The sequence below is a fragment of the Bradyrhizobium sp. 197 genome (genome assembly GCF_023073375.1).
Lineage (GTDB): Bacteria > Pseudomonadota > Alphaproteobacteria > Rhizobiales > Xanthobacteraceae > Bradyrhizobium.
On sequence record NZ_JADPJJ010000186.1, the window covers coordinates 144,734 to 163,953 of the forward strand.

The window sequence follows — 19,220 nt, forward strand, 5'->3', positions numbered from 1 at the left end:
GAAGTCGCCATGACGGAATCGAAAGACAAAACCCTCGCAGGCCAGGTTGCACTCGTCACCGGCGCCGGCAACGGAATCGGACGGGCCACCGCCATGCTTTTGGCGTCGCGCGGCGCCATCGTCGGCATCAATGATCTGAAGCCCGAGTTCGTCGATGCAACCGTGGCCGCGATCAAGGCGGCCGGCGGCAACGCTGCTGCGGTCACGCAGGACGTCTCGAGCCGCGATGGAATGCGCGCGGCGGTTCTCGGCTATGCGGAGCGGCAGGGGCGTCTAGATATCCTCGTCAACAATGCCGCCTGGGTCCGCTACCAGTCGGTGCTCGACATTGCACCTGAGACCGTGGATCGCATGCTCAATATCGGCTTCAAGGCGATCATCTGGGGCATTCAGGCGGCTGCCGAGGCCATGGATGCGGAGCGCGGCGGCGCGATCATCAATGTCGCGTCGGTCGCCGGATTGATTTCGGCGAAGAACAGCATCGTCTATAGCGGCATCAAGGCCGGCGTGATGGGCATTACGCGTGCGGCAGCGGCGGAGCTTGGCGAACGCAACATCAGGGTGAATGCCGTGGCGCCCTCGGCGATTCCGACCGAAGGCACGATGCGAAACCGCAATGCCGAACTCGACGCGCGCCGGATCGCACGCACGCCGTTGGGGCGGCTTGGCACGGTGGACGATATCGCCAGGGCGATCGCCTTCCTCGCCGGCGACGATAGCGGATTCATATCGGCGCAGGTGCTGACGGTCGACGGCGGGATTGCCGTCACCAACATCGCCTAGCGCCAAGCGACGCAGGTGCATCGCGGGGACTGGCTGTGACGCGAGCGGAACGGGAAGTCGGACTGAGCGGACGTGTCGTCCTGATCACGGGGGCGGCAGCCGGAATCGGTTGGGCCGCAGCGCGGCGCTTTGCTGCTCAGGGCGCGCGGGTGCTGATCGCCGACATCGAAGCCGACAAGGCCGCAATCCGCGCCGGTGAGCTTGGGGCAGCGCATGGATTCTTCGGCGTGGACATGGCGCAGCCGGAGCAGGTCGCCGAGATGGTGCGCTATTGCGTCGGTCGGCTCGGTGGCCTCGATGTGCTCGTCAACAATGCAGGCCGTACCGACACGGATGGGGTTGGTCTGGTGGACCAGCCGGTGTCCGTCTTTGAAAACCTCGTAGCGGTCAATTTGCGCGGCAGCCTTGTCGCCGCGGAGCAGGCAGCAGCGGTGATGCGGCGCTCCGGCGGAGGCGCCATTGTCAACATCGCGTCCGGGGCGGCGTTGCGGCCGGTGCCGTTTCGAAACGGCTACAGCGCCTCCAAGGCGGGCGTGCTCGCGATGACGCGGCATCATGCCTGCGCTTGGGCGCGCGATGGAATAAGGGTCAACGCGGTTGCGCCGGGCTATACCCGCACCGAACTCGTCGAAGCGCTGATCGCGCGCGGCCGCATCGACCCGGTCGCTGTGGCCCGAAGAATTCCGCTTGGTCGCATGGCGGCGCCCGAGGAAATTGCCGCGACAATCGCATTTCTGGCCTCGCCGCGCGTATCGCCCATCACGGGCTCCACCCTTCTTGTTGATGGTGGATCGCACGTCGCCGGTCATGGCGTTATGCGAGAAGCCAACGGCAACGAGGCGCCGTCTGGACGGCCGACCTACGTTGTCGTCGGTGCCTGCAGTTCGCTCGGCCAGGCGATGACCCGAAGGTTCTCCGATGAAGATGCGACGGTCGTGGTGCTCGATCCCGACGGCCAGCAATTGGCGGCGTTTGCCGCAGCAGGACCCGAATGCCACGCGCTCCCCGTCGACATTTCGGACGAGCCCGCCATGGCGGAGGCGATCGCCAGCATTGCGCGCCGGTTCGGGCGCGTCGATGGAGTGGTGAATGCGGTTGGCGCGGATGCCGTAGCCGCTGCCGGTGGCGCACTCGCCGTCCATCTGACGGGAGCACTCCGCGTCGCGAAGGCGGTTGGACCCGTCCTGCAGCGACAGGGCTTTGGCACGCTGCTCAACCTGACATCGGTCGGCGGGGAGGTCGCATTCGGCGAAGACGCTGAGGTCGCAGCCAGCGCCGCGGCGGTCGCGATGCTCACGCGCACACTGGCGTGTGAATGGAGCGGGCGCGGCATTCGCGTCAATGCAATCGCCGCGGGACCGATCGAGGGAACGGCGGCGAGCGCCATTGGCCGGATGCCGCTGGGGCGCGCAGTATCCGTGCAGGATATTGCCGAGACGGCGGCGTTTCTGCTCAGCCCGGACGCCGCCTATGTCACCGGCAGCGTCATCGCAGTCGACGGTGGGCTCAGCGTCTATGCGGGCCCCGATCGTGCCGTTGCAGGAGACCTCTCATGACTCTTACCTCCGAAGAGCAGGCCCTGAAGGAAGAATTCATGCGCGCCCGCGGTTACTGGCGGCCGTGGACGGAGGGCTTGCTGCGGCTCGATCCGGGCTTTCTTGCAACCTATGCCCGCTATGGCGGCTATCCCGCCGAAACCGGTCCGCTGTCGCGCAAGATGTGCGAACTGATCTATGTCGCGCTGGACGGATCGGCGACGCATCTGTTTCGTTCGGGACTTGCCTTGCACATGCAGCTGGCGCTCGACCAAGGTGCAAGCGCGCAGGAGATCGTCGACGTGTTGCGGCTCGCCACGGCGCAGGGGTTGGAGGGCTGTTACGTCGGTGTCGGTATTCTCGCTGAAGAGCTGGCCATGGCGGGGCTCGATTCGGACCAAGCGGTGATCTCGAACGAGCAGCAAGCGCTTCGTGACGCCTATGTCGCCCAATTCGGCGACTGGCCGGACTTCTGTGACCTGTGGCTGCGTGCCGATCCCGGCTATTTCGCCGCGATACTCGATTTGTTGGCGGTGGGGCGTCAGGCCGGCGGTCTCGACGAACGATCGGGCTGCCTGATCACGCTCGCCTTGAACGGATGCTTCACGGCGCTCAATCCGCACGGGCTTCGCTTGCAGATCAGACGAGCGCTGCGGCTTGGGATCGATCGGCGCGAAATTCTCCAGGTTCTTCAGATGACGGCCCATCTGGGCGTACATGCCTGCGCCATGGGCGTGCCGCTCCTGATGGATGCGATTGGTCAGACGGCGAGCAAGTCGCCGGCTGTCGGCGCGTACAAAACAACAGTGGGAGGATGAAGATGACCGGGCCGATCATCCGCGACCAGCGCGCCTTCGCTTCGGGTGCATTGTTTCTCGCCTTTGCTGTTTTCTTCTTTGTGACCGCGCTGAACTATCCGGCGGGCACCGCGGCGCGGATGGGGCCGGGCTATTTCCCCCGGCTACTTGCGATCGTGCTCGCGGCCATCGGGCTGGTCGTGATGATGGGAGCCGTGAGGCGGACCGCCGAACGGCAGGCCTTGCTGAAATGGGACATGAAAGGCCTCGCCTGGGTCACGGGTTCGGTTGCCCTGTTTGCACTCCTGTTGTTTCCACTCGGCCTCGTGGGCGCGCTTTTCGTCCTGATCCTGGTGTCGAGCAGGGCCAGTTCCGAGTTCACCTGGAAGGGCGCGCTGGCGAACGCGGCCCTCCTGATTGCGCTGTGCCTCGCGGTGTTCGTCTATGGCCTCGGGCTGCAACTGCCGGTGTGGCCGGCGCTGTTCAATTGAAGGCGGAGCCTGATGGATCTCTTTCATAATCTGGCGCTCGGCTTCTCCACCGCGGCCCAGCCGGCCAATCTGCTCTACGCCTTCTTTGGATGTCTGCTGGGCACGCTGATCGGGGTGCTACCGGGCCTTGGTCCGCTCGCCACCATCGCGATGCTGCTGCCCATCACTTATTCGCTGCCGCCGGACGCGGCGCTGATCATGCTGGCGGGGATCTATTACGGTGCGCAATATGGCGGCTCGACCACGGCCATCGTGGTCAATCTGCCCGGGGAGTCGTCGTCTGTCGTCACCACCATCGACGGGTATCAGATGGCAAAGCAGGGCAGGGCCGGCGTCGCGCTCTCGACGGCTGCCATCGGTTCGTTTTTCGCGGGCTGCGTGGCGACGCTGGCGCTTGCCGCGCTGGCTGGGCCGCTTACGGCGGCGGCCCTGTTGTTTGGTCCCAAGGAATTCTTCGCCCTGATGATCCTCGGCCTGATCCTGGCGTCGGTGCTCTCGAGCGGTCCCTTCATCGAAGGCATCGGGATGGTCGTGCTCGGCATGCTTTTGAGCCTTGTTGGCACCGACCTTAGCTCGGGAACGCAGCGCTTTGCCTTCGGCATTCCGCAGCTGTTCGACGGGCTGGATTTCGTGCCGCTGGCGATGGGCATCTTCGGCTTTGCCGAGATCGTGAAGAACCTCGAGCAGGACGACAAGCTGTCGCTGGTGACGCAGAAGATCACCAATCTGTTTCCGACGCGGGAGGATTTCCGGCGCATGATTCCGGCCATTCTGCGTGGCACCGCGCTCGGCACGCTGCTCGGCGTGCTGCCGGGGGGCGGCGCGGTGCTGTCGTCGTTCGCCTCCTACACGCTGGAGAAGAAGCTGTCGAAGTACCCCGAGCAGTTCGGCAAGGGCGCGATCGAAGGCGTCGCCGGTCCGGAATCGGCCAACAATGCGGGAGCCCAGACCTCCTTCATTCCGCTGTTGACACTCGGCGTGCCCTCGAACGTCGTGATGGCGCTGATGGTCGGCGCCATGAACATTCACAACATCCAGCCCGGTCCGCAAGTCATGACCAAGAACCCGACCTTGTTCTGGGGCCTGATCGCCTCGATGTGGGTCGGCAATCTGATGCTGTTGATCCTCAATCTTCCTTTGGTCGGATTGTGGGTGAAGCTGCTCACCATTCCCTATCGTTACCTGTTTCCGGCGATCATGGTGTTCTGCTCGATCGGCGTCTACTCGATCAACAGCGGGACCTTCGAGGTCTATGAGGCCGCCGTGTTCTGCGTCTTCGGCTATCTGCTGATCAAGCTGCAGCTGCCGGCGGCACCACTGTTGCTGGGATTGGTGCTCGGGCCCGCCATTGAGGAGAATTTCCGCCGTGCGATGGTGCTCTCGCGCGGCGATGCGACCGTGTTCTTGACATCGCCATTGTCGGCCGCGCTGCTGGCCGCAGCCGCGATCGCGGTCATCCTGATCATGCTGCCCACGATCCGCACGCGGCGGGAGGAGGCGTTACAGGAGTGAAGGCGTCGCGCGTCGGCTGGGCCGACACAAGATCAAGCGCTGGTATCGGCCGACCGACCGGACACGTCGTTTGCTTTGACCGATCTGGCGGCCTGTTGCAGAACGCTCAGGTAGTGATTGGCGTTCCGCTTGATCCGCTCGGTAACGCCGCCGAGCCCCAAGGCAACGGGTTGATTCTGAATCGTGACCGGCAGCAGCACGCAGATCGTGGCTCCGCCCAGGCAATCGCTCGGTAGAGATCGGGCAGTGCTGCGGTGAGCTGTGATCCGCACGCAAACATCTCTCCGAGGCGGCCGTTGACGACCGAGGACGCAATGGCCGGGGGACTGATGACGAGTACGCTTGGCGCCGTGTAGCCCACAATTGATTGGAATGACTTAACGGTGGATACCAAGCGTCTCATGCCCGCGGCGATATCGTGGGCGTCGCGTTCGAAGCGCGTCTTGGCATCGTTGGTGCCAAGCATGAGGATAACCAGATCCAAGGGCTGATGAGAAGCTAGCGCTGTTGGAAGATGCTGCAGGCCGCTATAGGTCACGCCGCCTTGGACGGGTTCTCCAAGATCCTCCAAATCGGTCGTGCGGCCGGGCAGGCCTTCCTCCATTACTTCTGCGGAAATGAGACAAGATTGCATCACCCGTGGCCAGCGATCTTCAGGTGCCAGGCGCAAGCTTGGCGGGACAGCAACCGACCCTGTGCCGAAGGTGTTCGAGTCACCAAATGCCATAATTCGAAAAAGACGACAATCCGGTGGATATGCGTCTGGCGTCTTTTCCATATAGCCCTTCCCATTGCTTGCAATGACGCCGGTAGCTCATGTTTGACAGCGACGTCACGGTGGTCGGTTTACAAGGCGCTGAGCGGTAGGAATGTGCCGTTCGGGCGCGCGTCGTCGCGTCCCAATCGGGGACGCGACGCACTGCGGCGTATCAGGCCTTGGCGAGAGCTTCGGCGTAACGGGTCTTGATTTCCGTAACCACGCTTTCCGGAGTGCCGCTGCGCAGGATCATGCGCTGGAAGGCCTCTCCGGCAATCTGGTTGAAAGTTGATTGAATCACGGAGTAGGTGACGACACGTCCGCGCTGCTGCACGAGTTGCTTCCAGCCCTGCTGATCGGCAGCCTCGGGCGACACGAAGTAGGCATCATCGTAGGCGCTTGCCCGGGCAACGACTTCACCGCCGCGCGCGGCAATCATTTGCGCGGCCGGGCTGGTCATGTATTTGACGAATTCCCAGGCGGCGTCCTTGCGCGGCGAATTTGCATTGATGCTGAGCTGGAAACCGTAAACGGCGTGCTTGTCGGCCGGGCTCATCGACGGCGCTGCCGCCCATGCCAGATCGTTGTCGGCAACCTGGCGCTCCAGGCCCTTGTAGCGATAGAGGCCGAACGAGGCCGATGCTACGGTGCCGGCGCGCAACCCGTCCTGCAATTCGTTGTAGCCGAACTGTAGCGTGACGGGCGTTGACGCCTTGTACTTGCCGAAAAGGTCGCGAACCGCCGTGGCGGCAAGCAATAGACGTTCATCTGAGAAGCCGATGTTGCGGCCGTCGGGCGCAAAAAATGGATCTGTATTGCCGGCGACGATCGAACTCAATATGAATTCGACGAAGGCCTGGGCACCTCCGATGCCCCCGGTGAGGCCGATCGGGATGGCGTAGCCAATGGTGTTGTTCTTGGTGAGCCGGGCGCCGAGAGCACCGACCTCGTCATAGGTACGCGGCGGTGTCGTCACCTGAGCATCGGCGAAGCGGCTCTTGCGATAGATCAGGATCGGAATCCGGTAATCCTGCTGCAGTCCTAACAGTCTGCCGTTGACCTTGGTCTGCTCTAGTGGAATCAGCCAGTCGTTGGCATCGATCTTGTCGCGGACGACGAGCTCATCGAGCGGCAGGATGGAACCAGTCGCGGCAAACTCTGCCAGCTGGAAGTTCGAGACGCGGATGACGTCGGGTGAACCCGATTTGGTGCGCGCGGCGCGAATGCCATTGGCGCCGGCCGGATCCACGACGACTTTGATCTTAATGCTCGGGTTTGCCTTCTCAAAAGCTTCGATCATACGACTCTGCGCGGCCGAGCGCGGATCGTTCGCATTGGCGGGATCGAGGAAGCTATTGTAGCTGACTTCGGTGGCGGATTGCGCAGATGATTGCCGAAGCCCAAGCGTCGTTGCGGCCCCTGCGGTGGCAAGGCCGGCGACGACCGAACGGCGAGACAGCTTCAAATGTTTTTTGTCAGACATGTTCTCCTCCCAATTGCACTAATTGTGAAACTAACCTTTGATAGCGCCGGCTGTCAGACCGGCGATGAACCAGCGCTGCGCGACGATAAAGAGTGCAACCATTGGGATCGACGAGATGATTGCGAACGCCATGACATACGACCAGGTGACGCCAATGCTGTCGAAGACCTGGTTCACCAGCGCAACCTGAAGTGTACGGCGGGCGACGTCGGGCGCGAAAGCAGCAACCGTGATGTAGTCATTCCATGTTGTGATGATGCCGAGCACTGCGGTCGCCGCGATGCCTGGCTTGATCAGCGGCAATATGACCTGCGCAAAAGTCTGCCAGCGCGTGGCGCCGTCGACCTCGGTAGCTTCGTCGAGCTCGATCGGCACCGCGTCCACAAAGTTCTGCATGAACCAGATCGTCTGGGGCACAAGTCGCGCGGCCTGGAGAACGATGATTGCGATAGGATTGTTTAGAAGCCCGATTGCGTCGAGGACGAAATATGTCGGTATCAGCAGCGCGACGCCGGGAATCATCGACGTTGCCAATATGAGAAGCATGACCGCGCGCTTGGCCGGGAACGTCAGCCTTGATGCGGCATAGCCGGCTGGCACTGAAACGGCCAGCGTCAGCGCGATCGACGCGATTGCGTAGAAGACGGAGTTGAAAAGCTCGATCACAAAATTCTGCTGCCGGAAGACGGCCACATAGCTGGCAAGCGTCGCAGGTGACGGCAGCAAGGAGGGAGGGAATGTGATGACGTTCGCTTCGGTCTTGAGCGACGTCACCAGCGCCCATGCCATGGGACCGACAACGGCCGCGACCAGAACGCCGATCGTCAAGGGCGAGAGCAGGCGTTCGGCCGGTGTTTTGCGCATAGTGAACCTATCCTGAAACGCGGCCTGTCAGCCGCGTATAGACGAGGCCGAGCAGTAGATTGACGATGAGGACGATGATCGAGATCACCGCCGATGGAGAGACGTCGACCGACCTGAAGGCGGTGACGAAAACCTCGAAGCTCCACGTGCCCGTCGCGCCGAGCGGCCCGCCCCCCGTCAGAACGAGAATGAGCGTGACGAGCGTGAGATACAGGATGCTCAGGGCCAGCGCGGTGCTGCCGAGCGTAGCATTGACATGAGGCCAGACCACGTGACGCAGGCGCGACCAAAATCCACCGCCGTCGATATCGAGGGCCTCATAGAGTTCGCCCGGAATGCTTTGCAGGGCGGCGCTCATCATCACCATGACGTAAGGAAACGACCACCAAGCCGTCACCACGATCAGCAACAATAGTGCGATGCCTGGATCGCCAAGCATCAAGCCGGGCGTCAGTCCAACGGATTTCATCGCGTAGCTAATCGGGCCGTAAGATGGATTCAGCAGCCATAGCCAAAAGCAGCCGACGACCGCCATGGATAGCGTCCAAGGCAGCAGCAGCACTGCCCGAAAAGACGAGGCGCCGCGCTTCATCGTTTGCAACGCAAGGGCGCAGAGCAGCCCGACCGGCAACACGATGGCGAGCGACCCCGTCACATAGACGAGGGAGTTGAAGGTGAGATCCCAAAATGCGCTGGAGGTCAGCACGGCAGTGTAGTTGCCCAGGCCAGCCCAGCCGGTGACGTCGTAGAAACGCGTGCGGCTGAGACTGAGCCACAACACCAAGGCTGTCGGATAGAGAGTTACAGCCAGTAGCAGGACCAGCGCAGGACCGAACCAAATGATCGGCGTGGCCCAATCACGGCCGATCGACCTTGTATCAGCCTTGGTCGATGGTCCCATGTTTCCTCCTATTTGTTGGAACGATGTTCCATTTCCTTTCCGATCGTCGTGTCAACAGAGCCGAGTTCCGCGGACATCAGAAGGTTTTGGCCCCAAAAACCGGCGCTTGACAACGAGATGGCATTTTGCGAATAGAACGCTGTTCTATAGGATATGAGAATGGCTCTGGGTGACTTCGTCGATCGGGTGATGGACATCATCGAGCTCCTTGCGGACGAGCCGAATGGTTTGCCGCTGAGCGAGATCGCGCGTGGCCTCGATATGCCAAAAAGTGCTGCGCATCGGCTGCTTTCGTCCTTGGTCAATCGCCGCTTTGCGGTGCAGGACGATGCCAGTCAGCGCTATCGGCTGACCGTCAAGCTTGCTGCAGTTGGTTTTCGCGTGCTTTCGGGGGCCGGCACCTCTGACATCTGCCAACCGTCATTGGACAGGCTGGCCATTCGGACGGGCGAGCTCGTCCGTCTCGCGCTCGCCGAAGGCGATACGCTGTACTGGATTGCCAAATCGCAAGGCGCCCTGTCCGGCCTGAGATATGACGCCGATCTCGGACAGGCTGTCGTGTTGCATGCCACCGCGACCGGCAAGGCGTGGCTGTCCACGATGAACGATGAAGCCGCAGCCAGCCTCGTCAAGAGGCGTGGATATGTGGTCCCAGTACGTTTCGGCAAACCCTTTGTTCGCGATGAGGCGACCCTGATCAATGAGCTCGCCGCAACCCGCGCCCGTGGTTATGGCATGGCGATAGAAGAAGGCGAGCCCGGTACTTGCGCCATGGCGCAGGCAATTCTCGGCCGTGATGGGATTGCGGTTGGCACCGTCAGCATCGCCGGTCCAGCCTCGCGCTTCACGCCGGAGCGCATGAAAGATGTGGCGCCGGATCTCGCAGCGACGGTCAGCGAGATCGCAGACCTTTGGCCAGCGCGTCGCGTGATGGATTTTGTTTCCAGCCGTGCGCTCAAGAGGACCTCGAATGCCTGAATCGCGCGCCATTCAGATCGATCCGAGCATCAACGGTCGAATCGCCGTTGTCACGGGAGGCGCCAAAGGTATCGGCGAGGGCATTTCGCGGGTGCTTTCTGCGGCCGGCGCGCATGTTGTAGTCGCCGACCGCGACGAGGAGGCCGCCGATAACCTCGCCGCGAGCCTTCGCTCCACCGGAGCCGACGCGACCGCCATCTCATGCGATGTCGGCGATACCGCGGCGGTAACGGCCGCGGTCAGGAAGATCGGAAGCGAGCTTGGTGCGATCGATCTATTGGTGAACAACGCCGGCATCGGCGATTTCGTGTCGTTTCCGCAAATCTCCCGTGAGCGCTGGGATCGCATGCTCAATGTCCACCTCACAGGTGCATACAACTGCTGCCATGCCGTGATGCCGGACATGCTGAAACGCCGCTTTGGCCGCGTCGTTAATGTTTCCTCGGTCGCTGGAAAGCGAGGCGATTTCATCGGAAACGCGCATTACACCGCGGCAAAAGCCGGCTTGATCGGGCTGACAAAGTCCCTTGCGGCCTGGGCTGCTCCTTGCGATGTGCGTGTCAATGCCATTGCGCCCGGGATCGTCGACACGGAGCTGACGCGAGAGATGAGTCAGTCGCATCAAACGACGACCATTTCGCGAATTCCGCTGGGTCGCTTTGCTCGACCGGATGAGATTGCTTCGGTTGTTTTGTTTCTGTTGTCCGATGCATCGAGCTACGTCATCGGCGAAACCATCAACGTCAATGGCGGCTCCTATCTCGATTAGCCAGAAGGATAATCGATAGTGCGTGTACTTGTGACAGGAGTGAGCGAGGGTATCGGCGGCGCCATCTGCCGCCAGATCGCCGGCGTGCCGGATTCCGCAATTGCGATGTGCGTACGTCGGAAGCGCGCGGAAGTTGACCCGCTTGCCGCCGAACTCCAGAGTCGCGGATGCAAGATACTTGTGATGGAGGGCGACCTGCGAGATGTGTCGGTGCCTGAGCGCTTCGTGGAGACGGCCGCTGCGCAGTTCAAGGGACTCGATGCAATTGTATCGAATGCAGGTGCGGTTGATCCGACTTCCCTTGAATCGATGTCGCTTCAGGTTTGGGATGAGATGTTTGCGCTGACATGCCGCGCAAGCTGGCTACTGGCCAAAGCCGGATTCTCGCATTTGAAGGCTAGCCGAGGCGCCTTTGTCCGCATCTCGTCGCAATCCGGCGTGTATCCGCACCGGCAAACCGGAGCGTATAGCGCCGCCAAGGCGGCGCTCATCATGCTGTGCAAGCAAATGGCGCTCGAGTGGGGCGAGCATGGGATCCGGGTCAACAGCGTTTCGCCCGGCATGATCATGACGCCGATGACCCAAGCCATGTACCTCGACGATTCTGTGGCCCGGCAGCGCGAAGCCATCGTGCCGTTGCGGCGGATCGGCACGCCCGAAGACGTGGCGCGGACGGTCTCGTTTCTGATCGATCGAACAAATTACTATATCACGGGCGAAAACATCATGGTCGACGGCGGTCTCACGCTTTCGGTGCTCGACCGGATCCCGGGCGTCGCGCCCCGCAAGGCGGATGCGTTGCCGATGGAGGCCGCCGGTGGTTGATCGCGCAACCGAGACGGCCGTGCGCATCGGTGTCGTAGGAGCGGGCGCGATCGGCCGCCGCCACGTGCAGTACTGCATCGAAGAGCCCGCAACGGTTCTCATTGGCATTGCTGATTCGGCAAAAGAGGCCGCGGCCCTCGCCCACGAGTCTGGCGTAGCTCACTATCGGTCTCTGGAAAACATGCTGGATGCTCAGCGCGTCGACGGGATTATCGTCGCGGTTCCGACGCCGCTGCATTGCAAGGTGGCGCTGACTGCAATTCGACGTGGAATCGCCGTGTTGATCGAGAAGCCGATTGCCGAGCTCCCGGCCGAAGTGACGGAGTTGATTGCAACAGCCAATTCAACAGGCGCAAAGATTTTGGTTGGCATCATCGGCGACATAACCCGGTCGTTCAGCAAGCGCGCGAGATTATGAGAAGCGAACTTGGCCGGTTACTGGCGGTGAACGTGTTGTGGGCTGTCTTGAAGCCCCGAAGCTATTTTGAGCCGCGGTGGCGGCGGACTGCTGGTGCTGGGCCCGTCCTGACCAATCTTGTTCATGACGTTGATCTGCTGCGTTTCATGTGCGGGGAGATCGTGAACGTTATGGCGGCTGCCAGTCGGTCAGCGCGTGGGCACGAAGTCGAGGACACCGTTGCGGTCCTGCTGCACTTTGAAAGCGGAGCGCTCGGCACGATCACTGGTTGTGACGCCAGCCCATCGCCCTGGTCCTGGGATGCGAATAGCGGCGAGAACCCTGCGATCCCGGTGAGCCGGGAAAACTCTTACCACTTTCTTGGCAGTGATGGTTCGCTCGAGTTTCCAGACCTGCATCTATGGCGATATCGCGTCGACGGAGAGGCTGGTTGGACGCAGCCGATCAGTCGGGAAGGGCGCGTAGTGATGCCCCAGGATGCCTATCGTTGCCAATTGCGACATTTCTGCCGGGACATCGACGGATATGAAGAGCCACTGGTCGACGCAGAGGATGCACGTCGCAGTCTGCAGGTAACCGCTGCAATCCTGAAGTCGGCCGCAACAGGCCAGCCGATCAATCCCTCCGAAATTCGAGAGGCAGCATAATGAGGATTGCGATCGTCGAATCGACGCATTGGCACGTGCCGCTGTATCTAGATGCACTCGAGGCCCCGGGCTTGCGCGTGGTCGGCGTCACGGACAGCGCCCAAAAAACCGGCGCAGCTTTGGCGAAGCGACTCGGCTGCGAGGCTTATCGCGATCTGGACGGCCTTCTGGATGCGCAGACGGTCGATTTTGCATTCGTGTTTGGTCGCCATATCGATATGCCGAAACTGGCAGGAAAACTGATTGCGCGCGGCATCGCGTTTGCGATCGAGAAGCCCTGTGGTGTCCGAGCGATCGACGTCGATCGTCTTGTAGCTAGCGCGGAAGCAAAAAAGCTCTATGTCGCCGTACCCCTGATCTTCCGCCTGAGCGATACCCTGGACATCGTCGGACACACGAATACCCGCCCGGATTTCGCCAGCTTCCGCTTCATGGCTGGCCCACCTTCGCGCTACGAAGCCGCGGGAACACCGTGGATGCTGCGGCGGGAACTGGCCGGCGGCGGCCCGCTGATCAACCTTGGGGTTCATTTCATCGATTTGTTTTCTGTTCTCGCGCAGGACGATATCGAGTCGGTTTCCGCGGTGTCATCGTCGGAAATCAACGGCCATTCCATCGAAGACGTCATCAGCGTGCGAATGGTGACGAAGCAGAACCGCATCTGCACCATCGAATGCGGCTACATCTTCCCGAGCGACAAGACAATTCAGCGGGAGTTTGCCTTCTCGATCAGGTCGCCGGATGCCTATTACACATCCGCCGATGATCAAATCCTTGTCCGATCGAAGTCGGTCGATGGACCGATTGAAACGCGAAGACTTCCTGCACGTCTCGAGACCGATGTCTATTATCCGGCTTTTGTTCGCCGCGTTCTCGAGGAAGTCCGAGCGGGATCGGCGCCTGTCGCCGGGCTCCGCGATGTGTCGCGTGCTCTTAGGGTCGTTGAGGCAGCCTACTTGTCAGCATCACGCCAGGGCATGCCCGTACAATTGAGTACTCTGCCATGAAAGAGTTGGCTGAAGCGCTCGTTACGGCACGACGTTGCGGGCAATGGCTGACTGCCGGGTTTGCGGAAGTGCCGAGCCCCGAGCAGGGCTATGCCGTTCAGGATCTCGTCCAGGCTCTGCTCTGCAGACCGATTGCCGGATGGAAGGTCGCCCGGACACCCGAGGGCGAGGTGATCTCCGCCCCAATCCTTGACGATGGCGTGTTCCGATCGGGGGCCAATGTGCCGCTGGAAGTCCGGATGTCACACGGCTTTGAGTGCGAATTGGCGTTCAGAGTGAAGCATCGGCTGCCCGTCGTTTCTCGAACGGAATACGCTATCGACGATGTCCTGCCGGCAATCGGTGAGGCCATGGCGGCATTCGAACTGCTGTCGTGCAGGACCGAGCAGGGATTTCAGTCCCCGCGCCCGTTGCTTGTTGCCGACAATCTCGGAAATGGCGGCGTCGTTCTCGGAACGTCACGCGACGATTGGCACGGCCTCGAACTTGGGAACATCGGGGTTTCTCTTAGCATCGGCAGTGAATCAATTCTCGAAACGCGCGGCGGAAATCCGATTGGAAATCCGCTGCAAGCAATTGTCCTCCTCGCTAACCATCTCGCGCGGCGTGGGCGCTCTTGGGAGCCGGGTCAGATTGTTATGACCGGCGCCTTCGCCGGTGTTCATCACGCCAACGCCGGACAACGCGTCGAAGCCCGCTTTGAAGGCTTCGCGCCCGTCGCAATGTTTGCCGTAGCAGTTCAACACGTAAACCAGGAATGATGCACATGCTGGCCGGTGAGGGAGCGATCGCGATCTGGAATGGAATCTCGGATGAGGGCCGCGCGGATTTCTACGCGTGGCATCTGTCCGAGCACATGCCCGAGAGGGTGGGCATACCCGGCTTCCTGCGGGGACGGCGTTATCGCGCCGCCGACGAGAAGACGCATCCCGAATTCTTCACGTTGTACGAAACGCAAACCTTCGAAGTCACGCAAAGTGTGGACTATTTCAATCGGCTGAACGCGCCGACGTCATGGACGAAGCGCGCCACTGCTCATTTCAAGACAACATCCCGCTCGCTGGCACGTGTGATCGCGAGCTTCGGAGTCGGCTCGGGCGGCGTGCTTCTCACCTTGCGGTTCGACGTTCCTGTTGAGGAAGGCGAGCGAGAGACACTGGCATCAATCGTGATGAAGATCGCGGCGCTTCCAGAGGTTACGGGTGCGCACCTTCTCAAGGGGGATGACGAAGCCTCCGGCACCAAGACTGCCGAGAGCAAGGATCGCAAGGATATCGAGCAACCCGCCCGCTGGGTCATGCTCGTCGAAGCGTGTTCGGTCGAAGCGTTGGCGGGCGCACGTGCCTCGCTGAACGATCATCCCACCCTGCGCGCAGCAAGCGCTGGTCTTTATCTTCATGAATATACCCGGCTGAAGACGGCCTGGGCGGCCGGCTGACGGCTTCTTCGAAGGACGAATAATGAAACTGTTGCGTTATGGTCCGCCGGGCGGCGAAAAGCCCGGCCTGCTGGACGATGCTGGATGTATCCGCGATCTTTCCGGCATCGTTGCGGATCTGTCGGGTGAGCATCTTTCGCGTGAAGGTTTGTCGCGAATCTCAAGCCTGCAGGTGTCGCAACTCGATATCGTTCCGGGGGCGCCGCGCATCGGCCCGCCGGTGGGGCGCGTTGGTCATTTCATCGCTGTCGGCCTGAATTACATTGACCATGCGCATGAGACGAATTCGCCGATTCCGGGCGAGCCAATCCTGTTCAACAAGGCGGTCTCTTCTATCAGCGGGCCGGATGACGGCTTCATGCTGCCAAAGGGCTCGGCGAAGACCGATTGGGAAGTTGAGCTTGCGATCGTGATCGGCGAGGGCGGTTACGAGATTCCCGAGGATCAAGCCTTTAATCATGTTGCCGGTTATTGCGTCTGCCACGACGTTTCGGAGCGTGCCCACCAGGTCGAGCGCGGTGGGCAATGGATGAAGGGCAAGTCTGCGCCCGGCTTCGGCCCTTTGGGACCGTGGCTCGTGACCAAGGAAGAAATCGCGGACGTTCAGAATCTTGACCTATTCCTCGACGTTAACGGCGTGCGCCGGCAAACCGGGAACACCAGGACCATGATATTCGGCGTAAAGATGCTGGTCTCCTACATTTCCTGCTTCATGGCGCTAGAAGCGGGCGATGTCATTACGACGGGCACGCCGCCCGGTGTCGGGCTCGGCATGAAACCACCGATGTTTCTGAAGGCTGGAGACGTCGTTACGCTTGGCGTGTCCGGTCTCGGCAAGCAGACGCAGCGTGTCGCTGCACGGGCGTCGTAACTGCTGTTTGACGCGAAAGAGCGCGGAAAAGGGAGAACTCCATGGCGTCGGTTGAAATCAAGGACATCGCGAAGGCGTTCGGTACCGTGAAGGTTATTCATGGCGTCGATATCGACATCAAGGACGGTGAATTTGTGATTCTCGTTGGCCCGTCAGGTTGTGGCAAGTCGACGCTGTTGCGCATGATCGCAGGGCTGGAGGGCATCACCACCGGTCAAATCCGTATTGGGAACAAGATTGTCAACGACATGCCGCCAAAAGAGCGCGACATTGCGATGGTTCTCCAGAATTACGCGCTTTATCCGCATATGACGGTCGAGGAGAACATGGGGTTCTCGTTAAAGCTTCGCCGCGCCTCGAAAAGCGAGATCCATGCGCGTGTCCAACCGGCGGCCGAAATCCTCGGTCTGACAAAACTGCTTGATCGGTACCCGCGTCAGCTTTCCGGTGGTCAGCGGCAACGCGTCGCCATGGGCCGCGCGATTGTGCGCGATCCGCAGGTGTTCTTGTTTGATGAGCCATTGTCAAATCTCGACGCTAAATTGCGTGTGCAAATGCGCACAGAGATAAAGGAGCTGCATCAGCGGCTCAAGACTACCACCGTCTACGTCACACATGACCAGATCGAGGCTATGACCATGGCTGACAAGATCGTCGTGATGCATGATGGCGTGGTCGAGCAAATGGGCGCGCCGCTTGAACTATACGACAGGCCGCAGAACCTGTTCGTCGCGGGCTTTATCGGTTCTCCGTCTATGAACTTCGTCAAGGGAAGGATCGATGGTGGAAAGCTGATCGATGGCCATGGTGTGGGATGGAGCCTTGCGGGTACGCCCGCGATCGCAAGTGGGCGCGAGGTGACGATCGGCATTCGGCCGGAGCACGTGCGTATCGAGAATGCGGGCCTCAAGGCAAATGTCCATGTGGTGGAACCGACTGGCTCCGAAACGCAGGTAGTCGTCGACTTGGGAGGGACGTTGCTCACCTGTGTGTTCAGGGAGCGTGTTGCGGCGAAGCCCGGGGAGGAGATCGGCATCGGCTTTGATGCGCAAGCGCTCCACCTTTTTGATTCGGCCAGTGGTCAGCGGCTGAACTGATGGCTATGCCGCGCACGTCTTCGCGAGGGATCATTGCCGATGCGGCACAGGCCTGCGCCGCACAGAGCGGCGTCGATGAATGATCCGCTGCTCGCCCGCGTTCCAACCATCGCAGAGCTCCCGGGCAAAAGCCACCACGTCAATCCGCACCGGCGCGACCGTCATTCCTGAGATTCTAGCTACGCCGATCGACCCCATTCCGAACTCATTTTGGGCATCCCCATCTGCGCCAGCAATGCGAGCGGATCAAGAGAGCGGTAGGCCTCTCGCAGACCGTGTTTGAATGCCTCATCGAGACTCGGATGGACCAACGCTCGTTCGTACGCTTGTGAACGATACGCCTAGACGGTAGAAATCGGGCGGGAGACAAGGACGTCCCGGCCGGCTGAAAGCCTCGGGATCCCGGCAAGACATAAAGAGGCAAGCAAAATGGCGGGGCTCTACTTCGAGCAATTTTCGGTTGGGCAAACCTTTGTCCATGAGATCCGACGCACTGTGACCGACATGGACAACATCCTGTTCTCGTCGCTGACCTACAATCCGGCGGCGGTTCATATCGACCATCACTATGCTGCGAGTACCGAGTTCGGAAAGCCGCTGATGAATTCGATCTTCACGCTCGGCCTCATCATCGGCCTGTCGGTCCAGGATACGACGCTGGGAACCACCGTCGGCAATCTTGGCATGGAAGACACGCGATTCCCGCGTCCGGTGTTTGCCGGCGACACGCTGCGCGCCGAGACTAAGGTCGTCGCGGTCAGGGAGAGCAAGTCGCGTCCGACGCAGGGCATCGTCACTTTCGAGCATCGCGGCTTCAATCAGCGCGACGAGGAGGTGGTCTACTGCCGCAGGAACGGATTGATGATGCGGAGGCCGGCATGAAACTACGTTCGCTCCTCTTCGTGCCGGCCGACAGCGAACGCAAATTCGCAAAGGCAGGCGGCGTCGGTGCCGATGCGCTGATCCTCGATCTCGAGGACTCCGTTGCGCCCGGCCGTAAGGCCTTTGCCCGTGATGCCGTCAAGGTGTTGCTGGGCGGAGGGACGCGGAATTGGTCGTTCCTGGTCCGCATCAACCCGTTCGGCACGGGGTTGACGCTGGAAGATCTGGCCGCCGTGGTTCGTCCGGGGCTCGACGGCATTTTGATTCCCAAGGTCAACGGCATCGAGGATGTCGATCTGGTCTCGCATTATGTCGACGTGCTGGAGGTCGCGACCGGCGTCGTGCCTGGTCACGTGAAGCTGCTGGTCGTGGCAACCGAGACGCCGGCCGCGATGATCGGCTTCAATGGCTATGCCCGCAAGAACAAGCGCCTCGTGGCGATGACTTGGGGCGGCGAGGATTTGAGCGCGGAGCTAGGGGCGCTGACGCCGCGAGAAGCCGATGGAAGCTGGACCTTTCCCTATCAGGTGGCGCGTGCGCAGTGCCTGTTTGCCGCCGGCGCTGCCAATGCTGCGGCGCTCGAAACCCTGTACGTCGACTTCAGGGATCAGCAGGGGCTGGCCGAGAGCTGCAAGATCGCGCGACGGGACGGATTTGTCGGCCGAATCGCCATCCACCCTGATCAGGTCGCAACCATTAATGCATGTTTCACGCCGTTGGACGCTGATATCGAACATGCTCGCCAAGTCGTGGCTGCGTTCGCGGCGGATCCGGATGTCGGGACCGTCGGCATTGACGGCAAGATGTACGACATGCCGCATCTGATTGCAGCACGACGAACCTTGGCGTCGATCGGGGAAGGCCTCTCTCATGAACCAGCGGCCAGCGGCTGAACTGGTGTGTGCGGCAGCCGATCTGTGCTTCTGCAGGTGATGGCGCAGAGTTATTGCGTTTCGCTCGGCGAGCACGATCCGGAGGCCGCGGCCGTCGCGGTTCCCTTCATTGAGGATCAGGGCAAATTGCACGGCGGGCTGTTGGCTTCAACCATCAGAACGGGCTTCGACGGGCAGGCGCAGAGGGCGGCATCAAGTCAGAGGCGCAGACGCTTGCTGGATCGTTGCCAGCAAGTGAGGCGTGACAGGGCTTCCTGGGAGCGACCGCCCAT

21 protein-coding genes are annotated in these 19,220 nt (G+C 61.2%); 17 read left to right on the forward strand and 4 right to left on the reverse strand.

All coding sequences use genetic code 11. From position 1 onward, the window contains the following. Positions 1-9 precede the first annotated feature (9 nt). Genes IVB27_RS40880 through IVB27_RS40900 form a run of 5 tightly spaced genes read left to right on the forward strand, consistent with a single transcriptional unit; the run spans position 10 to position 5,118 of the window. Positions 10-783, forward strand: coding sequence for an SDR family NAD(P)-dependent oxidoreductase (locus tag IVB27_RS40880; RefSeq protein ID WP_247448185.1), 774 nt, complete (start codon positions 10-12; stop codon positions 781-783). 35 nt (positions 784-818) lie between these two features. Next, positions 819-2,339: an SDR family oxidoreductase gene (locus IVB27_RS40885; protein WP_247448186.1), complete on the forward strand. Its 1,521-nt coding sequence runs from the start codon at positions 819-821 to the stop codon at positions 2,337-2,339. After that, entirely contained in the window at positions 2,336-3,136 is an 801-nt protein-coding gene (locus IVB27_RS40890) for a carboxymuconolactone decarboxylase family protein (protein ID WP_247448187.1), read from the forward strand. Before IVB27_RS40885 ends, IVB27_RS40890 begins: the two co-directional genes overlap by 4 nt. 2 nt (positions 3,137-3,138) lie before the next feature. Next, complete coding sequence (locus IVB27_RS40895; RefSeq protein ID WP_247448188.1) at positions 3,139-3,606, forward strand: tripartite tricarboxylate transporter TctB family protein; 468 nt, start codon at positions 3,139-3,141, stop codon at positions 3,604-3,606. Positions 3,607-3,618: 12 nt separating this feature from the next. Next, on the forward strand, positions 3,619-5,118 hold the full coding sequence (locus IVB27_RS40900) for a tripartite tricarboxylate transporter permease (RefSeq protein ID WP_247448189.1): 1,500 nt from the start codon (positions 3,619-3,621) through the stop codon (positions 5,116-5,118). Between the two features lie 106 nt (positions 5,119-5,224). Here IVB27_RS40900 and IVB27_RS40905 read toward each other — a convergent pair whose 3' ends face one another. The 4 genes from IVB27_RS40905 to IVB27_RS40920 all read right to left on the reverse strand — a co-directional run bounded on the left by IVB27_RS40905 (position 5,225) and on the right by IVB27_RS40920 (position 9,123). Then, the gene (locus IVB27_RS40905) at positions 5,225-5,896 is read right to left on the reverse strand and encodes a GDSL-type esterase/lipase family protein (protein WP_247448190.1); all 672 of its coding nucleotides are present in this window, start codon (positions 5,894-5,896) and stop codon (positions 5,225-5,227) included. 151 nt (positions 5,897-6,047) lie between these two features. Further along, positions 6,048-7,358 (reverse strand): extracellular solute-binding protein, encoded by a 1,311-nt coding sequence (locus tag IVB27_RS40910; protein WP_247448191.1) that lies wholly within the window; start codon positions 7,356-7,358, stop codon positions 6,048-6,050. A gap of 30 nt (positions 7,359-7,388) precedes the next feature. Next, on the reverse strand, positions 7,389-8,147 hold the full coding sequence (locus IVB27_RS40915; protein ID WP_247448192.1) for a carbohydrate ABC transporter permease: 759 nt from the start codon (positions 8,145-8,147) through the stop codon (positions 7,389-7,391). An 82-nt stretch (positions 8,148-8,229) separates the two neighbouring features. Then, positions 8,230-9,123 carry a carbohydrate ABC transporter permease gene (locus tag IVB27_RS40920; RefSeq protein ID WP_247345739.1) on the reverse strand — a complete coding sequence of 298 codons (894 nt, stop codon included), beginning with the start codon at positions 9,121-9,123 and terminating at the stop codon, positions 8,230-8,232. A gap of 189 nt (positions 9,124-9,312) precedes the next feature. Between IVB27_RS40920 and IVB27_RS40925 the strand changes: the two genes are divergently transcribed. The 12 genes from IVB27_RS40925 to IVB27_RS40980 all read left to right on the forward strand — a co-directional run bounded on the left by IVB27_RS40925 (position 9,313) and on the right by IVB27_RS40980 (position 18,948). Next, complete coding sequence (locus IVB27_RS40925) at positions 9,313-10,101, forward strand: IclR family transcriptional regulator (protein WP_247448193.1); 789 nt, start codon at positions 9,313-9,315, stop codon at positions 10,099-10,101. After that, on the forward strand, positions 10,094-10,870 hold the full coding sequence (locus tag IVB27_RS40930) for an SDR family NAD(P)-dependent oxidoreductase (RefSeq protein ID WP_247448194.1): 777 nt from the start codon (positions 10,094-10,096) through the stop codon (positions 10,868-10,870). The genes IVB27_RS40925 and IVB27_RS40930 overlap by 8 nt, the downstream gene beginning before the upstream one ends. 30 nt (positions 10,871-10,900) lie before the next feature. After that, complete coding sequence (locus IVB27_RS40935) at positions 10,901-11,695, forward strand: SDR family NAD(P)-dependent oxidoreductase (RefSeq protein ID WP_345947004.1); 795 nt, start codon at positions 10,901-10,903, stop codon at positions 11,693-11,695. Next, positions 11,688-12,113, forward strand: coding sequence for a Gfo/Idh/MocA family protein (locus IVB27_RS40940; RefSeq protein ID WP_247448196.1), 426 nt, complete (start codon positions 11,688-11,690; stop codon positions 12,111-12,113). Before IVB27_RS40935 ends, IVB27_RS40940 begins: the two co-directional genes overlap by 8 nt. Beyond that, on the forward strand, positions 12,110-12,760 hold the full coding sequence (locus IVB27_RS40945; protein WP_247448197.1) for a Gfo/Idh/MocA family protein: 651 nt from the start codon (positions 12,110-12,112) through the stop codon (positions 12,758-12,760). Before IVB27_RS40940 ends, IVB27_RS40945 begins: the two co-directional genes overlap by 4 nt. Continuing rightward, positions 12,760-13,767 (forward strand): Gfo/Idh/MocA family protein, encoded by a 1,008-nt coding sequence (locus IVB27_RS40950; protein ID WP_247448198.1) that lies wholly within the window; start codon positions 12,760-12,762, stop codon positions 13,765-13,767. The genes IVB27_RS40945 and IVB27_RS40950 overlap by 1 nt, the downstream gene beginning before the upstream one ends. Continuing rightward, positions 13,764-14,528: a 2-keto-4-pentenoate hydratase gene (locus IVB27_RS40955; RefSeq protein ID WP_247448199.1), complete on the forward strand. Its 765-nt coding sequence runs from the start codon at positions 13,764-13,766 to the stop codon at positions 14,526-14,528. The genes IVB27_RS40950 and IVB27_RS40955 overlap by 4 nt, the downstream gene beginning before the upstream one ends. A 5-nt stretch (positions 14,529-14,533) precedes the next feature. Beyond that, positions 14,534-15,205: a DUF4286 family protein gene (locus IVB27_RS40960; protein WP_247448200.1), complete on the forward strand. Its 672-nt coding sequence runs from the start codon at positions 14,534-14,536 to the stop codon at positions 15,203-15,205. A 22-nt stretch (positions 15,206-15,227) separates the two neighbouring features. Then, positions 15,228-16,076, forward strand: a complete 849-nt coding sequence (locus IVB27_RS40965) for a fumarylacetoacetate hydrolase family protein (RefSeq protein WP_247448201.1) — start codon at positions 15,228-15,230, stop codon at positions 16,074-16,076. Positions 16,077-16,117: 41 nt separating this feature from the next. Further along, on the forward strand, positions 16,118-17,173 hold the full coding sequence (locus IVB27_RS40970; RefSeq protein WP_247448202.1) for an ABC transporter ATP-binding protein: 1,056 nt from the start codon (positions 16,118-16,120) through the stop codon (positions 17,171-17,173). 429 nt (positions 17,174-17,602) lie between these two features. After that, the gene (locus IVB27_RS40975) at positions 17,603-18,055 is read left to right on the forward strand and encodes a MaoC family dehydratase (protein ID WP_247448203.1); all 453 of its coding nucleotides are present in this window, start codon (positions 17,603-17,605) and stop codon (positions 18,053-18,055) included. Then, complete coding sequence (locus IVB27_RS40980; protein WP_247448204.1) at positions 18,052-18,948, forward strand: HpcH/HpaI aldolase/citrate lyase family protein; 897 nt, start codon at positions 18,052-18,054, stop codon at positions 18,946-18,948. Before IVB27_RS40975 ends, IVB27_RS40980 begins: the two co-directional genes overlap by 4 nt. The last annotated feature ends 272 nt before the right edge of the window (positions 18,949-19,220 follow it).

Bases quoted from the DNA above. Each gene is read 5' to 3' on its own strand.
- IVB27_RS40975 (WP_247448203.1), top strand. From the start codon at position 17,603: ATGGCGGGGCTCTACTTCGAGCAATTTTCGGTTGGGCAAACCTTTGTC.
- IVB27_RS40965 (WP_247448201.1), top strand. From the start codon at position 15,228: ATGAAACTGTTGCGTTATGGTCCGCCGGGCGGCGAAAAGCCCGGCCTG.
- IVB27_RS40905 (WP_247448190.1), bottom strand. From the start codon at position 5,896: ATGGAAAAGACGCCAGACGCATATCCACCGGATTGTCGTCTTTTTCGA.
- IVB27_RS40930 (WP_247448194.1), top strand. From the start codon at position 10,094: ATGCCTGAATCGCGCGCCATTCAGATCGATCCGAGCATCAACGGTCGA.
- IVB27_RS40890 (WP_247448187.1), top strand. From the start codon at position 2,336: ATGACTCTTACCTCCGAAGAGCAGGCCCTGAAGGAAGAATTCATGCGC.
- IVB27_RS40900 (WP_247448189.1), top strand. From the start codon at position 3,619: ATGGATCTCTTTCATAATCTGGCGCTCGGCTTCTCCACCGCGGCCCAG.
- IVB27_RS40910 (WP_247448191.1), bottom strand. From the start codon at position 7,358: ATGTCTGACAAAAAACATTTGAAGCTGTCTCGCCGTTCGGTCGTCGCC.
- IVB27_RS40895 (WP_247448188.1), top strand. From the start codon at position 3,139: ATGACCGGGCCGATCATCCGCGACCAGCGCGCCTTCGCTTCGGGTGCA.
- IVB27_RS40970 (WP_247448202.1), top strand. From the start codon at position 16,118: ATGGCGTCGGTTGAAATCAAGGACATCGCGAAGGCGTTCGGTACCGTG.
- IVB27_RS40955 (WP_247448199.1), top strand. From the start codon at position 13,764: ATGAAAGAGTTGGCTGAAGCGCTCGTTACGGCACGACGTTGCGGGCAA.
- IVB27_RS40950 (WP_247448198.1), top strand. From the start codon at position 12,760: ATGAGGATTGCGATCGTCGAATCGACGCATTGGCACGTGCCGCTGTAT.
- IVB27_RS40920 (WP_247345739.1), bottom strand. From the start codon at position 9,123: ATGGGACCATCGACCAAGGCTGATACAAGGTCGATCGGCCGTGATTGG.
- IVB27_RS40960 (WP_247448200.1), top strand. From the start codon at position 14,534: ATGCTGGCCGGTGAGGGAGCGATCGCGATCTGGAATGGAATCTCGGAT.
- IVB27_RS40915 (WP_247448192.1), bottom strand. From the start codon at position 8,147: ATGGCATGGGCGCTGGTGACGTCGCTCAAGACCGAAGCGAACGTCATC.
- IVB27_RS40945 (WP_247448197.1), top strand. From the start codon at position 12,110: ATGAGAAGCGAACTTGGCCGGTTACTGGCGGTGAACGTGTTGTGGGCT.
- IVB27_RS40925 (WP_247448193.1), top strand. From the start codon at position 9,313: ATGGACATCATCGAGCTCCTTGCGGACGAGCCGAATGGTTTGCCGCTG.
- IVB27_RS40980 (WP_247448204.1), top strand. From the start codon at position 18,052: ATGAAACTACGTTCGCTCCTCTTCGTGCCGGCCGACAGCGAACGCAAA.
- IVB27_RS40880 (WP_247448185.1), top strand. From the start codon at position 10: ATGACGGAATCGAAAGACAAAACCCTCGCAGGCCAGGTTGCACTCGTC.